The sequence below is a fragment of the Rhizobium sp. TAL182 genome, from assembly GCF_002117725.1.
Lineage (GTDB): Bacteria > Pseudomonadota > Alphaproteobacteria > Rhizobiales > Rhizobiaceae > Rhizobium > Rhizobium esperanzae.
Genome location: NZ_CP021028.1, coordinates 281,157 through 296,246, shown reverse-complemented (window position 1 = coordinate 296,246; position 15,090 = coordinate 281,157). Strand labels below are relative to the sequence as shown.

13 protein-coding genes are annotated in these 15,090 nt (G+C 60.8%); 2 read left to right on the top strand and 11 right to left on the bottom strand.

Annotated elements, in window-relative coordinates; all coding sequences use genetic code 11:
• Positions 1-170: 170 nt before the first annotated feature.
• Positions 171-1,502 (bottom strand): epoxide hydrolase, encoded by a 1,332-nt coding sequence (locus tag Tal182_RS27995; protein WP_085861593.1) that lies wholly within the window; start codon positions 1,500-1,502, stop codon positions 171-173.
• 227 nt (positions 1,503-1,729) lie between these two features.
• Between Tal182_RS27995 and ligD (Tal182_RS27990) the strand changes: the two genes are divergently transcribed.
• Entirely contained in the window at positions 1,730-4,378 is a 2,649-nt protein-coding gene (ligD, locus tag Tal182_RS27990) for a DNA ligase D (protein ID WP_085861592.1), read from the top strand.
• 35 nt (positions 4,379-4,413) lie between these two features.
• Here ligD (Tal182_RS27990) and ligD (Tal182_RS27985) read toward each other — a convergent pair whose 3' ends face one another.
• The 9 genes from ligD (Tal182_RS27985) to Tal182_RS27945 all read right to left on the bottom strand — a co-directional run bounded on the left by ligD (Tal182_RS27985) (position 4,414) and on the right by Tal182_RS27945 (position 13,669).
• Positions 4,414-5,478: a non-homologous end-joining DNA ligase gene (gene ligD, locus Tal182_RS27985; RefSeq protein WP_085861591.1), complete on the bottom strand. Its 1,065-nt coding sequence runs from the start codon at positions 5,476-5,478 to the stop codon at positions 4,414-4,416.
• A gap of 3 nt (positions 5,479-5,481) precedes the next feature.
• Positions 5,482-6,300 carry a Ku protein gene (locus Tal182_RS27980; protein ID WP_085861590.1) on the bottom strand — a complete coding sequence of 273 codons (819 nt, stop codon included), beginning with the start codon at positions 6,298-6,300 and terminating at the stop codon, positions 5,482-5,484.
• Between the two features lie 12 nt (positions 6,301-6,312).
• Positions 6,313-7,212 (bottom strand): Ku protein, encoded by a 900-nt coding sequence (locus Tal182_RS27975; RefSeq protein WP_085861589.1) that lies wholly within the window; start codon positions 7,210-7,212, stop codon positions 6,313-6,315.
• Between the two features lie 227 nt (positions 7,213-7,439).
• Complete coding sequence (gene ugpC, locus Tal182_RS27970) at positions 7,440-8,498, bottom strand: sn-glycerol-3-phosphate ABC transporter ATP-binding protein UgpC (RefSeq protein ID WP_085861588.1); 1,059 nt, start codon at positions 8,496-8,498, stop codon at positions 7,440-7,442.
• Between the two features lie 4 nt (positions 8,499-8,502).
• A complete protein-coding gene (locus Tal182_RS27965; RefSeq protein ID WP_085861587.1) occupies positions 8,503-9,333 on the bottom strand; it encodes a carbohydrate ABC transporter permease in 831 nt (276 codons plus the stop codon).
• A gap of 4 nt (positions 9,334-9,337) precedes the next feature.
• Positions 9,338-10,273, bottom strand: coding sequence for a sugar ABC transporter permease (locus Tal182_RS27960; RefSeq protein ID WP_085861586.1), 936 nt, complete (start codon positions 10,271-10,273; stop codon positions 9,338-9,340).
• Positions 10,274-10,487: 214 nt separating this feature from the next.
• Positions 10,488-11,747 carry a sugar ABC transporter substrate-binding protein gene (locus tag Tal182_RS27955; RefSeq protein WP_064808428.1) on the bottom strand — a complete coding sequence of 420 codons (1,260 nt, stop codon included), beginning with the start codon at positions 11,745-11,747 and terminating at the stop codon, positions 10,488-10,490.
• A gap of 30 nt (positions 11,748-11,777) precedes the next feature.
• Entirely contained in the window at positions 11,778-12,950 is a 1,173-nt protein-coding gene (locus Tal182_RS27950) for a PLP-dependent transferase (protein ID WP_085861585.1), read from the bottom strand.
• Complete coding sequence (locus tag Tal182_RS27945; RefSeq protein WP_020923112.1) at positions 12,947-13,669, bottom strand: FadR/GntR family transcriptional regulator; 723 nt, start codon at positions 13,667-13,669, stop codon at positions 12,947-12,949. The genes Tal182_RS27950 and Tal182_RS27945 overlap by 4 nt, the downstream gene beginning before the upstream one ends.
• A gap of 201 nt (positions 13,670-13,870) precedes the next feature.
• Here Tal182_RS27945 and Tal182_RS27940 point away from each other — a divergent pair, with 201 nt between their 5' ends.
• On the top strand, positions 13,871-14,446 hold the full coding sequence (locus Tal182_RS27940; RefSeq protein ID WP_085861584.1) for a hypothetical protein: 576 nt from the start codon (positions 13,871-13,873) through the stop codon (positions 14,444-14,446).
• 67 nt (positions 14,447-14,513) lie between these two features.
• On the opposite strand, the gene Tal182_RS27935 is transcribed toward Tal182_RS27940, so the two are convergent.
• Positions 14,514-15,068: a cytochrome c gene (locus Tal182_RS27935; RefSeq protein ID WP_085861583.1), complete on the bottom strand. Its 555-nt coding sequence runs from the start codon at positions 15,066-15,068 to the stop codon at positions 14,514-14,516.
• Positions 15,069-15,090 lie beyond the last annotated feature (22 nt).

Genomic DNA, 15,090 nt, shown 5'->3' with positions numbered 1-15,090 from the left:
GTGCGAAGCCGTCATTCGCGGCTCCCTGGCGGGTGCAGGCCACCAGCCGTCCGGTGCGACCCAGGCGTGCCGCTGCACGTTACCAAAGGCCGAGCCCCGGAGGTCACGTCGGACTTGGAAATAGCTGTCGCGCGGCACCAGGGAGGAGCCGCGCCCAACTCGAAGCGCAGTCAGCGAACTGATTTGAAGGCAGCCCGCAGTTCTTGCGCAAACAGCTGGGGCTGCTCCCAAGCAGCAAAGTGTCCGCCTCGCTCCACCTGATGGTAGTAAACGAGAGAAGGATAAGCCTGTCGGCTCCAGCTCTCCGGCGCCTTATAGATCTCCTTCTGAAAAACCGTGATGCCGACAGGGATCTTGATATCCTTTGTCTTCTGCGCCTCGGAGCTGAAGTTATTGTTGTTGTTTTCCCAGTAGAACCGCGAGGACGACGCGCCGGTATTGGTCAACCAGTAGAGCGTAATATCGTTCAGCATTTCGTCTCTGGTCAGAACGCGTTCGGGAACGCCGTCACTGTCGCTCCATTGGACAAACTTTTCATAAATCCATGACGCCAATCCGGACGGGGAATCTGACAGCGAGTAACCGATTGTCTGGGGCCGCGTTACCATCATGGCGCCATAGGCGGCATTGCGGCCAAAAAAGGCGCTCAGAGAGTCGTAGGCCCCTTTTTCCGCTGGGGACAGTCCGGCAGGGGCCGCGTCGCCATTGTTGATCGCCCGCATGAGATCGCCCGGTACAGTCGCCGGCATGTTCAAATGGATTGCCAGCAAGCCTTTCGGTGCTTGCCGTGCCAAGGCGTCGGATATCACCGAGCCGTGATCGCCACCCTGCGAAACGTAATGCGTGTAACCCAGGCGCTTCACCAGGACGTCCCAGGCGCGGGCAACGCGGTCAGGTCCCCATCCCTGATCTGTCGGTCGGCCGGAAAAGCCGTAGCCGGGAATCGAAGGAATAATCACGTCGAACGCATCTTCCGGCTTGCCACCATAGGCCGTGGGATCGGTGAGAGGTCCGATCGTCTTGATGAACTCGAAGATCGATCCCGGCCAGCCATGAGTCAAGATGACCGGGAGAGCATTCGGATGGCGGGAGCGGACGTGAATGAACTGAATGTCGACGCCGTCGATCGTCGTGATGAACTGCGGCAGGGCGTTCAGCTGGTCTTCGGCTTTGCGCCAGTCGTAGTCGGTCCCCCAATAGCGGACAAGGTCCTGAACGCGCGCCAGCTGGATGCCCTGCGAGATATCTCCGACCGTCTCCTTATCCGGCCAACGTGTCTCTGCTATACGTCGTTTGAGATCATCAAGCTGGCTCTGATCGACATGAATGCGGAAAGGGCGGATACTCTCATCCAACGCCGGTCTTGTTTGGACGGTCGTTACGCCGGCTTCTTCTGCGCGTGCGGACTGCAGGTAAGACATCGTTGCCAACGATCCGACGGCGATGGCGATCGCCCGCCCGAGCAGCGGGCTCGACTTGGAAAACTTTGCAATAGTGGTCATGGGATAGCCTCCTTCGCGTGGCGTTCTGCGACTTTCTCGCGACCGGAGTGCTAGACGGTCGATGTATCACGTATGTTTCCGGCTGATGCCTGTTCTGTTGCAGAATGTAGCGTCGCGGTCGTCAGATACGCGATCTAACAAATGGGTGCGGGGACAGTCGAAAGCGCCGGCGGCTGGAACAACGATCACCGCTAGTTCGTTTGAGGACCGAATATCCGGAAACAGCCATGGCCAGCGACAAACTATCAAGCTACCGATCAAAACGCGATTTTCAGAAGACCGCTGAGCCCAGCGGCGAGCGGTCCCTCAAACAGAGCAACCGCCGTCGCTTTGTCATCCAGAAGCACGATGCGACACGGCTGCACTACGACCTGCGGCTCGAGCTCGATGGCGTGTTCAAGAGCTGGGCCGTCACCAAAGGGCCATCGCTCGATCCGCACGACAAGCGACTGGCGGTCGAGGTCGAGGATCATCCCCTCGATTATGGCGACTTCGAAGGCACTATTCCGAAAGGCCAGTATGGCGGTGGCACGGTCATGCTGTGGGATCGCGGCTATTGGGAGCCGGAGGGCAGGAAGAGCCCGGAGCAGGCGCTTTCCAAGGGTGATTTCAAGTTCACGCTCGAAGGCGAGCGCCTGCACGGGAGCTTCGTGCTGGTGCGCATGCGCAACGATCGCGAGCGCAGCAAGCGTACCAACTGGCTGTTGATCAAGCATCATGACGAGTTCTCCGTGGACGAGAACGGTGCTGCCATCCTCGAAGAAAACGTCACCTCGGTGGCCTCAGGCCGCAGCATGGAAATGATCGCAGCCGGCAAGGGGCGCAAGCCGAAACCCTTCATGGTGGAGGGCGGCAAGGTCCAGGCGGACGCCGTCTGGGACAGCAATCACGGACTGGCCGCCGAGGAGCGGCAGTCGGAGGCGAGTGCGGGAAAGCGCGCCGGTACTGCGACGGCGGTTGATCTTCCGGATTTCATCGCGCCGCAACTCTGCGAGAAGGTCGAGCGACCGCCTGGCGGGGACGGTTGGATCCATGAGATCAAGTTCGACGGATATCGCATTCAGATGCGCGTGCTCGATGGCGAAGTCACCTTGAAGACCAGGAAAGGCCTCGACTGGACGACCAAGTACCCCGAAATCGCCGAGGCGGCGTCTGGGCTTCCGGATTGTATCCTCGATGGCGAGATTTGCGCTCTCGACGAGCAAGGTGCGCCTAACTTCGCGGCACTCCAGGCGGCGCTATCGGAGGGCAAGACCGCCAGCCTCGTCTACTTCGCCTTCGACCTGCTCTATGACGGCGGCGAGGATCTCCGGTCGAAGCCCCTGATCGAGCGAAAGAGGCGATTGCAGGAGCTCCTCACCGAGGCCGGCAACGATCCTCGGATCCGCTACGTCGAACATTTCGAGACCGGCGGTGACGCCGTCCTCAGATCGGCATGCAAGCTCTCGCTGGAAGGCATCATCTCAAAACAGACAGATGCCCCCTATCAATCCGGAAGAACGGAAAGCTGGGCGAAGTCGAAATGCCGGGCGGGGCACGAGGTGGTGATCGGCGCCTACGCCAAAACCAACGGCAGGTTTCGTTCCCTTCTCGCCGGTGTTTTTCGCGGCGATCATTTTGTCTATGTCGGCCGTGTCGGAACCGGCTACGGCGCCAAGAAAGTCGAAACGTTGCTTCCGAAACTGAAGGCGCTGGAGACGGCGAGATCGCCCTTCACGGGTATCGGTGCTCCGAAGAAGCAGGCCGAGGTCGTCTGGGTAAAGCCCGAGCTTGTCGCCGAAATCGAATTCGAGGGGTGGACCGCGGACGGTCTCGTCCGCCAAGCAGCCTTCAAAGGATTGCGCGAAGATAAGCCTGCTCGGGAAGTCGAGGCGGAGCCACCGGTAAGACCCGCCAAAGCGGACATCGCGGAGCCGGTTCCGAGAGCCAGGCAAACACCGGCGCGCCGCAAGGGTGCGAAGGCTGATGTCATGGGAGTGCTCATCTCAAACCCGGACAAACCATTGTGGCCGGATGCCAACGGCAGCGAACCGGTCACGAAGGAAGAATTGGCGGGCTATTACGAGGCAGTCGGCGACTGGATGATCGACCACATCAAGGGCAGGCCCTGCTCTATCATCCGCGCCCCGGATGGAATTGGCGGCGAGCAGTTCTTTCAGCGCCATGCGATGCCGGGACAATCGAACCTGCTCGACCTGGTCAAGGTGTTCGGGGACAAAAAGCCATACCTGCAGATCGATCGCATCGAAGGCCTTGCCGCGGTCGCCCAGATCGCAGCGGTCGAACTCCATCCGTGGAATTGCGAACCCGGTCAACCGGAAGTTCCTGGTCGTCTGGTATTCGACCTCGATCCCGGGCCTGACGTTCCCTTTGCCACGGTCGTTGCCGCTGCCCGCGAAATGCGCGATCGGCTGGAAGACCTCGGACTGATCAGCTTTTGCAAGACGACGGGCGGCAAGGGCCTGCATGTCGTGACCCCGCTTGCGGTCAATAAGCGCAAGCCGCTGTCATGGCCCGAGGCAAAGGCTTTCGCGCATGACGTCTGCCAGCAGATGGCCCGGAACAACCCCGATCTCTACCTTATCAAGATGACGAAGAGCCTGAGGGGCGGTCGCATTTTCCTCGATTACCTGCGCAATGATCGCATGGCGACGGCCGTAGCGCCGCTTTCTCCTCGAGCCCGCCCAGGTGCGACGGTATCAATGCCTCTGACGTGGACGCAGGTGAAATCAGACCTCGACCCTAAAAGGTTCACGATCCGAACCGTGCCTGCCTTGCTATCGAAGTCGTCCGCCTGGAAGGATTATTGTGAGGGGCAGCGTCCTTTGGAGCAGGCGATCAAGAGGCTCGGCCGCGCCGGCAAGCATGCCGCGTGACCAGGAGCGGGCGCAGCTCGCGGCCCTGAATGACTTCATCTGATCGCAGCCGGGCCATCAGCCATATCGAAGACGGCAGCATGATCCTGGATCTCGCGGAGCCCCTTATATGAGGGGTGGCGTAGGCTGCCCTCACGCGTCCAGCCGCGAAACTCGATTTCAGCGATGAGGGTCGGCTGGGAAAAGACAAGCCGCTTCCCTTTCAGCGGCACGATGGGTTTTTTCGTTTGGAGGCGGTTCAACGTCTTGCGCAAATATTCCGCCTCGGTTCGATTGAACCCCGTGCCAACGGACCCGACGTAGATCCAGTCGTGACCCTTTCGACCCGCAAGCAACAGACTGCCGAGCCCGCCGCGGGTGCTGGCGGATTCCTCGTAACCCACGATCATGAAGCTGTCGCTCTGAACACATTTGATCTTCTGCCAATCCCCGAGGCGGCCACTCCGGTAGGGACTGTCCCTGCGCTTTGCGATGATGCCTTCCATACCCAGACGGCATGCGTGCTCGAGCAGTTCCTCGCCACCCAAATCCAGTTCTTGCGAGAACCGAATGGCGCCACCGTCGGTCTCGGGGATCAGATCTTCCAGTAAATGACGGCGCACCGACAGTTCCGTGCGCGTCAGGTCGTGACCGTCGAGGTACAACAGATCGAAGGCGTAGAATATGGATTCGGTCGAGATCCGCTTGCCGCCTCTGCCGCCGAGCGAGCGCTGCAACGCTCCGAAGTCCGAGCGCCCCTCTTCATCGAGGACGACGGCTTCTCCGTCGAGAATGCAGCTCGACACACCGAGTTCTCTTGCCCCTGCGGCGATCCTCGGAAATCGATGGGTCCAGTCATGGCCGCCACGAGTGAGAATGCGAATGCCCTTTGGCTCGATGTGGAGCGCCAATCGGTAGCCGTCCCACTTCACCTCATAAAGCCAATCCGGCCCTTGCGGCACTGTCTGCTTCAGCAGCGCCAGGCATGGCTCCACTCTGGACGGCATTGCATCAAACGGCAGGTTTGGCTGGTCCGGATCACGCCGACGGACAGGTCGCGATTGTATCGAAGAACTGGAGTCGCGAAGGAGAGGAGCGGAGGGGCCGCGTGATCTGGTCATCACTCAATGCCTGCCGGATCGGTTCTCGGCATCGACGGATTTGCGCAGCGCCTCCATGATATTGATGACGTTGCTCGGAGCCGGCTCTGCCTTCTCCCTGCCCTTGGGTTTCGCTTTAACAGGCTTTTTCATCTGTTTCTTCTTGGCCTCGATGAGGTCGAGCAGCCTATCCTGCACCGGGTCGGAGGCCATCTTCGGATTCCAGTGCTGCGTCTGCTTCTTGATGAGCTGCTGCACCAGCGGCATCATCTGGCTGTCCGCCGGCTGATCGTCCACCCTATCGAAATAGTTTTCAGCGTCGCGCACCTCGTCGCCGTAGCGCAGGGTCCAAAGGACGATGCCCTTGCCGCGAGGCTCCAGCATCACGGCGCGCTCGCGGCGCGCGATCACCAGCCGCGAGATGCCGACCATGTCCTCAGCCGCCATCGCGTCGCGGATCACCGAGAATGCTTCCTGGCCGACCGGATCATCGGGTGAGAGATAGTAGGGCGTGTCGAGCCAGATCCATTCGACACTGTTGCGCGGCGTAAAGACTTCGATATCGATCGTCTTGGTGCTTTCAAGCGCAACGTTCTCCAATTCCTCGTCTTCGAGCAAGACATACTCGTCCTCGCCGCGCTGATAGGCTTTCACTTCGTCTTCATCTTTCACGTCCTTGCCGGTGACGGCGTCCACATAGTGGCTGACGACCCGGTTTTGGGTGACGCGATTGAGTGTGTGAAAGCGCACCTTCTCGTTTTCGGAGGTGGCCGGCATCATCTGCACCGGACAGGTGACGAGCGACAGTTTGAGATAACCTTTCCAGTAAGGTCGGATCGCCATGGAAGCCTCCGATCACCCGGCGCGGCGCTGGTGAGCGCCGCCTGAGCTGCGCGATTTCGGCGCCGCCGCGCGCGCGGCCTTCTGCCTGTTCTTGCCGGCATTGGCATTTGCAGCGGTGCGCTTCGCCTTTGCCGGCGCCGCCATGCCGGCGCTTTCGCGAAGGGCCTGTAGCAGGTCGCTCGGTTTCGGAGCCGGCGGCGCCTTTTTCTTCGGAAGGGTGCGGCCTTCGATCTTGGCCTTCACCAGTTCGGCGACGGCGGCTTCATAACGGTCGTCGAACTGCTTCGGGTCGAAGTCACCCTTCTTGGTGTTGATGATGTGCTTGGCGAGCTCCAGCATCTCGCCTTCGATCTTGAGATCCGGCATCTCCTCGAATGCCTTTTCGGAGGAGCGAACCTCATAATCGAAGTTCAAGGTTGAGCCAACCAGCCCCTTTCCATGGGGGCGGATGAGAAGCGTTCGCAGGCGCCGGAACAGCACCGTCCGGGCAATGGCCGCGACCTTGGCTTTCTCCATACCATCCCGCAGGAGTTTGAAGGCGTCGCTGCCCATCTTGTCGGGAGCCAGATAATAAGGCTTGTCGAAATAGACGTCGTCGACCTCCTCAAAAGGAATAAAGGCCTCCACCTTCAGCGTCTTGTCGCTTTCCGGAATGGCAGCCGCGACTTCCTCGGGCTCGAGCACGACGTAGCGACCGTCCTCGATCTCAAAACCCTTGACCTGGTCCTCGCGCTCGACCGGATCGCCGGTCTCGCCGTCCACGAATTCTCGGCGCACACGGTTGCCGGTCTTCCTGTTCAGCGTGTGAAACGCAATCCGCTCGGATGTGGAGGCGGCGGTGTAGAGCGCCACCGGGAAAGCGACTTCCCCGAACTTGATAAAGCCTTTCCAATTCGCTCTCGGGGCAACCATTTCGCACGCGCTCCTGCCGCAACCAGTGCGAGTCAACCGAATCACTTTACGATTGGTTCCGAATCAAAACGAATCAAATTTCAATAGCTTAGCGAAAATGAATCACGCGTTTTCCGAGTCTCGATCATCCCCTTGAATCTGATCGATCTTTTCACGCCGGGTGCTTTCTGCGATGGGAACAACCAGCAGATAGGGCCGCCTGAGGAATGGCTTTGAACCTCGACCGCTCAATCGACGCGTTGGCCTTCGCCATCGAACACATGCAAATATTGCGGCGGGAAGGCGACATTGACCTTCGGCCCTGCCTTCAGCGCTTCGCGGTCGAGCGTGAAGATCTTGAACGGCAGGCCGTGAAGCGCGAGGTGGAGGATGATGCCGAATCCGGTGGGCTCGACGAGCTCCACATCGGTGGCAAGCCCGGTTCCATCATTCGTCATCAGCACATGCTCGGGCCGGATGCCGAGCGTCACCTTCGCGCCGTCTTCAAGCGGCAACGGCTTTGCCAGCGGCACGATCGTTCCGTCTTTCAGCCGCACGCCACCCGCGTCATAATTCGCCTCGAGGAAATTCATCCCCGGCGAACCGATGAAGCCGGCGACGAACAGGTTGGCCGGCCGGTCGTAGAGTTCCAGCGGACTGCCGACCTGCTGGACGACGCCGCCATGCATGGCGACGATCCGGTCCGCCAGCGTCATCGCCTCGATCTGATCGTGGGTGACATAGATCGAGGTCGCCTTCAGCTCGCCGTGCAGCTTCTTGATTTCGGCGCGCATCTGTTCGCGCAGGCGCGCATCGAGATTGGACAGCGGCTCGTCGAACAGGAAAGCCTTCGGCTGGCGCACGATGGCGCGGCCCATGGCGACGCGCTGGCGCTGGCCGCCGGAAAGCGCCTTCGGCCGCCGTTCAAGCAGCGGGTCGAGGCCGAGCTTGGCGGCGGCCGCCGCCACCGCGCTCGTAATCTTCTCCTTGGCCGTCTTTCGCAGTCTGAGGCTGTAGCTCATATTGCCGGCAACGTTCATGTGCGGATAGAGCGCATAGGACTGGAACACCATGGCAATGTCACGGTCCTTCGGATGCCGTTCGTTCACTCTGGCGCCGGCAATCCGGATTTCGCCCGATGTGACATCCTCCAGCCCGGCAATCATGCGCAACAGCGTGGACTTGCCGCAGCCGGAGGGACCGACCAGCACGACGAATTCGCCGTCCCGGATTTCGAGGTCGACGCCGTGCAGCACCTGCACATGGCCGTAGGCTTTGCGGATGTTCTGGATGTCGATCGATGCCATTTGTTTAACCCTTGACCGCGCCGGCCGTCAGGCCCTGGACGAGATAACGCTGGATGAGCAGGAAGAAGAGGCCGGCCGGGATGAGCGCCAGGACGCCCGCCGCCATCATCTGCCCAAAATCCACCGAGAATTTCGAAACGAAGGTGAGAAGCCCGACCGGGAAGGTCGCCGCGTCATTGCCGTTGATCAGCATCAGCGCGAAGAGCAGTTCGCTCCAGGCGGCGGTGAAGACGAAGCCGAGCGTCGCCGCGATGCCGGGCAGCGTCAGCGGCAGGATGATCTGGCGAAACGCGGTGAATTGCGTCGCCCCGTCGATCATCGCCGCCTCTTCGAGATCCTTGGGAATGCCGTCGAAGAAGGACTGCATCAGGAAAGTGGCGAAGGGCACGTTGAAAGCGGTGTAGACGATGACGAGGCCAGTCAGGCTGTTGGTCAAATGCAGGGGCGACAGGATCTTGAAGATCGGCGCCACCAGCATGACGAGCGGAAACATCTGGGTCAGCAGCATCAGCGCGACAATCCAGTATTTCGCCCGAAAATTGAAGCGCGACAGCGCGTAGCCCGAGAGCGAGGCGCAGATCGTCACGGTCACCGCCGTCGAAGCCGAGACGATCAGGCTGTTCTTGAAAAAGGTCGGGAAGGCGCTGTGCTGCAGCACGAAGGCATAATGATCCCAGCTGGTGCGCGACGGCCACATGCGCACGCCTTCGGTGTAGAGCAGGTCGTTCGGCGTCACCGAGACCTTGAGAAGCCAGAACAGTGGGAAGAGCGCAAAGGCAATGTAGCAGAGGATCGCTAAGCGATGCGCGATGGTGGGAAGGATTGATCGTCTCATGGTCTCAATCCTTGTTCAGCAGCGTCTGCCGCAGCAGGATGATCAGCATTGAATAGGCAAGCAGCAGCGCGAGCAGCACCAGTGCAATCGCCGAGGCATAACCGAAATCGAGCCGCTTGAACGCCGTGGTGAAGATGTAGCTCGCGACGATCTGGGTGCGGTCGGCGGGTCCGCCATTGGTCATGACGACGATGAGATCGGCGAAATTGGAGATCCAGACGGTGCGCAAGAGCACGGTGATGGCGATCGTCGGCGCGAGAAACGGCAGGGTGATCGAGCGGAAACGCTGGAACCAGCCGGCGCCGTCGATCGACGCGGCCTCGTAGAGATCACGCGGGATCGCCTGCAGGGCCGCCAGCAGCGTGATGGCAAAGAAGGGAATGCCCCACCAGACATTGGCGACGATCGGACCCCACATCGCATAATTGGGATCGGAAAGGATATTGCCCGGCTCATGCATCAGCCCGAGCGCAAAGAGCCAGTGCGGGATCGGCCCGATAACAGGATTGAACAGCCAGGCCCAGTTGAGGCCGGCGAGAAAGGACGGTACGGCCCAAGGCAGGAAGACCAGCGCCTGCGCGATCGCCCGGCCCGGGAATGGCTTGTCGAGCAGTAACGCCAGGATGAGGCCGAAGGTGAATTGCAAGACGACCGAGGCGCCGGTCCACCAGAGCGTATTCCTCAGCGCACCATAGAAGGCCGCATCGCCCGCAAGCTCGCGGAAGTGATCGAGTCCGACGAAGCCGCCCGAAAAGGGATTGAGCAGTTGGATATCTCGGAAGGCATAGGACAGCCCGAGTGTCAGCGGCACCAACATCACGGCGATGATCAGGATCAGCGACGGGGCGCTGTAGAGATAGGGCTCCGAAGCATCGGCAAGACGACGCAGCCACGGCCTGCGGTCGCGACGCATGTCGAGCATATCGGCGGAAATGGTCATCGGTTTGCAGTTTCCATTATTTTTATCCGGTGAGGCCTTGCGCTGGTGATGTCTTCGAATTGGGTGGCTGAGGCCCCTCATCCGACCCTTCGGGCCACCTTCTCCCCAGGGGAGAAGGGATATGCCGCAACGTCTCGACTCCCTCTTCTCCCCTCGGGGAGAAGGTGCCCGTAGGGCGGATGAGGGGGCTTCTGTCTCGAAGCCCCCTTCACCCTTATTTCTTGCTCAGAAACTTCTGCTGCGCCTTGGTCAGATAGTCCGCCCACTGGTCGGCCAGATCCTTTGCCGAGATGTCGCCGAGCAGGGCCTGCTGCGAGGTCTTGATCGCCAGCGAATCCTTGAAGAAAGCGAATTCCTCGAGATAGGTCGGCATGACTGTCGGCACGGTGTTCGGATCCGCCAGCTCTTCGAACCAGCCCTTGAACTGGTCACCGGCGTAGAAGGGATCCTTCTCGGCCGCGGTATAGGCCGGCAGGGCGCCGATGCGCTTGTTCCACTCGATATTGCCTTCCGGCCCTTCGAGGGTGGCGATCAGCTTCCAGGAGAGATCCTTGTTGGCGCTGGTCGCAAACATCGACCAGCCGCCGTAACCGATGGTCGGGAAGGACTTGCCATCAGGGCCCTTCGGCAGCGGCATGACGCCGAAATCTTCCTTCTTCATCCGCTCGGCGATGGCGATCAGCGCATCCGGATCCTGGTCGAGGAAGGCGCAGGTGCCGGAATAGAAGCCGGCGACGACTTCGTTGAAGCCCCAGTTAACGCTGTCCTTCGGCGCATAACCCTTCTTGTAGAGGTCGACCATCCACTCGATGCCCTTGGCCCAGCCGGGGCTGTTCATCGTCGAGGTGCCGTCCTCGTTGAAGTATTTGTTCGAGCCGGCCATCGAGGCGGCAAAGATCATCCAGCCGTTGAGGCCGCCCGGTCCGCCGCGCATGCAGTAACCGTATTTGCCCTGCAATTTGGAGACTTTTTCCGACGCAGCGGTGAATTCATCCAGCGTCTTCGGCGGTGCGGCGACGCCGGCCTCCGAAAGCAGTTTCTTGTTGTAGAACATCGCCCTCAGATAGAAGCCATAGGGCAGCATATAGGCGGTGTTCTTGACGTCGCGGCCGAGTTCGAGGGCACGCGGCGTCAGCTCCTTGGTGTGCTCCCACTTTGCGAGATAGGGCTCGAGGCTTTCGAGCATGCCGTTATTGGCGTAAAGCGACAGCCAGGTATCGGGCATTTCCATCACATCGGGCACGTCGCCGGCCGACACCATGGTGGCGAACTTCTGGAAGGCTTCGTTCCAGGGCAGCGAGATGATGTCGACCTTGGTGCCGGGATTGGCGGCCTCGAACTTGCCGACGATCGATTTCAGCGTTTCGGTGCGCTCCGGGCTGGTGATGACTTCGACAAGCTTGAGCGTCGTATCGGCAAAGGCCGTACCCGCCATCATCGTAGCAAAGAGCGTCGAGATTATTAGTTTTTTCATGCTCAGTCCCCCTTTTAGGTTCTCTCGGTTTCAAGATTGCGAGGCGGCGGCGAGCGCCTCCTCGATGTCTCTCCACAGCGCCTCGGTTCCTTCGAGACCGACATGGAGACGTACGGATCGCGCATGGATGCCAAAGGTTTGCGCGGAATTCGGCTGTGCCTTCTGCTGCAGCACCACCTCGCCCGGTACGATCAGGCTTTCGTGCCCACCCCAGCTCACACCCAGTTTGAAGAGCTTGAGGTGATCGGCGAAGGCGCGGATATCGACACCTTCGCGGAAGATGAAGGAAAACAGGCCCGACGTGCCGTTGAGCCCGGCCGGCAGCCGGTTGGCGAGGCCCGGATGGCAGACTGTCTCCACGACCTCGAGCCGCTGCAGGCGCCGGGCGATCTCGAGGGCCGAGGCCTCATGGGCCTTCATGCGCAGCGGCAGGGTGCGCAGACCGCGGATCAGCAGCCAGGCGTCGAAGGGCGAAAGCTTGCCGCCGAGATAGGGATAGGCCTCGGCCTTGATCCGAGCGACCACCTCCTTCGAGCCGGCGACGACGCCTGCCACCACATCGCTGTGGCCACCGAGATATTTCGAGGCCGAATGGATGACGAGATCGACGCCGAGTGTCAGCGGCCGCTGGAAGAACGGGCTTGCCCAACTGTTGTCGATCATCGAGACGACGCTGTGGCGCTTGGCAAGGGCGGCGAGCGCACCGACATCATGCGCCTCCATCACCCAGCTCGTCGGGCTTTCCAGGTACAGCAGCTTGGCACCGGGCAACGCTCTGGCGACGGCCTCCTCGTCGCGCCCGTCGACATAGGTCACTTCGATCTTCATCCGTTTCAGGATGGTGCCGAACAGGCGGAAGGCGTCGGGATAGACGTGTTTGACGGCGACGATGCGGTCGCCCGGCTCGACGAAGCTCAAAACACTGGACGAGATCGCCGCCATGCCGCTGGCAAAACCCAGCGCATCCTCGGCGCCTTCGAGCTTGGTCAGCATTTCCTCGAAGGCCCGCACCGTCGGGTTCAGCCCGCGCGTATAGGTCGGCCGCACCTTCTCGCCACGATAGACGGTGATCATCTCGTCATAATCGGAAAAGGTGAAAAGCGAGGTCTGGAATATCGGCGGCACGACGGCGTCGGCGAAATTGCCGTCGTCATGGGCGGTGATGATAGAAGCAAGATCGAACGGGTCTGCGCCGCTGCTCATTTGGACATTTCCTTGATGTCTTCCTCGACGATATCGAGAATTTTCAACGTTTCGGCGCGCGCCGCCTCGGCATCTCCGGCGGCGATCGCGTTGAAAAGGGTGCGGTGAAAGGGAAAGGACCGGCGCGCAAAATCCTGCCGGTCGAAGGGATGCTCCCAGAAGCGCTCGAAGGTCTCGCGCATCTGTTCGAGCAGCTGGCGAAACAGCGGATTGTGGGTGGCGTCGTAGACGGCGAGATGGAAGGCCAGATCCTCCGGCCCGGACGTGCCCTTTTCCAGATGCACCCGCTCCATCTCGTTCAACTTCTCCTCGATGACGACGAGATCCTTGGCGGTACGCCGCCGCGCCGCGACCATGCCCGCCTCGCATTCGATGCCGCGGCGCACTTCGAGCGTCTGCAGCAGCGCGTCGCGCAGATGCGCCGCGTCGAACGACAGCGGCATATGGATCGTTGCCCTCGAAACCGGTTTCAGCAGATAGGTGCCGCTGCCCTTGCGCGTCTCGATGACGCCGAGCGCCTGAAAATGGCGGATCGCTTCGCGAATGGTCGAACGGCCGACGGCAAGGGCGGCCATCAGTTCCCGCTCCGCCGGCAACCGGTCCCCCGCCTGCAGGCGCGCGTCTTCGACATAATCCGCCAACGCATCGGTCACCTGACGCGCCCGGTCGATAACAGGAAGCGGCCGGATCACCGGTCTGTCGCTGCTGTTTGCCTTCATGGTTCCCCAGTTTCTCATCAGGCAGTCAGATCGAAAATTGGTCTGACATCTTAGCATTTAGCAAAGTTGGGAAGGCGTCAAGCGCTGTTTGCACTCAGGAGTCCATCGCACCGAACCACATTGCCAAGTTCAGACATTGCGGCGTCGATTCTGCCGTGAGATGTTCCAGGACGTTGCGGCCGAAAGCGGAAGCTCCGAACCATGCGCGACTATGTGAAAAGCAAAGATTTTCACCGACATATGCGCTCGCTGCTGGTCGCGAGGTTTCAGGAGCTCGGCTGGCAATCGCAAGCGGCTGGCAAGTGCAGCTTTGTCCGAGGCAGACGGGTTTTCTGGCTACAGGTATCGCAATATTCGAACGGCCTTACCGGCGGCAAGTTTACGCTCAACCTTTCGGAAGGTGTGGGCGCCGCTGGCGATACGAGAATATTGCGCCATCTGGACGAGGCCGACCGAGCCATCGGCAAGGCTTTGGAAGAACACATCATCGCCCGCCTTCCCCGGCCGGATCCCGATCCGGACGTCGAGGTTGTCGGAGACGACGGCGGACTTGTCTTGGTGAAACTCGGTGATCTGGCGAAGGCAAATCCAAGGCAATGGGATGGTCCCTCCGACGTCTGGCTGCCCTACTTCAGCAAGAGCGACCTCGACGACTGGGCCGCTTTTCTTCTGCCTCGGCTTGACCGGCTGATTCGGCCCTCCACGCCTGAAATCATCGATCCGATGATCTGGGCCAGGTGGTTTGATCACCTCACGGGTTTGTTTCGCCGGCGATGAGTCAACCTGCCTCTTCGACCGCTGAAAAATCAGGGCAGTGCCGCCGCCTGCGCGGAGACGCCTCGCGTCAGCGCTCCATCCTGAACCGCGCATGGCAGGTCGTGCAGGTCTGCAACATCAGGTGGAAAAGGTGTTCGGCGGGAAGCGACGACAGGCTCGACGCGTTGGCGACATGGGTTCCGAGCGGTCCGCCGCCCATCGGCTCTGCCGGCCGCATCCGCATGCGCTCGGTCATCGCCCCGGGATTGGCTTTCGCCGCCGCGTCCAGTGCGCGCGCATAGGTCCGAAGATCCTCGGCAAGACGGTCGAAGCGATCACGCTCCCCGGCGATGTCAGGCTTCGCTTCCGACCTCGCATCCTCGATGCCATCCGCAAAATGTCCTGCAAGAACCTCGCCCGACCTCTCGGCGATCGCGCCGGCGGCGGCTGCGAACGGCATGGACGAATAGGTGTCGGGGTTCCGGAACATCTCAGCTATGGTCTTCGCCGCTGCGGCCATGGCTTTCATGTCGGCCTGTCTGTCGCTGATGATATCCGCGCTCGCCGGTGCAACCAGTGCGGACACGGCGAGGACGGCGCCGAAAATGGTGGGCACTCCTGAAATCATCGAGAAACCTCGCATGTGATTGACCGGCCGGTCGCGC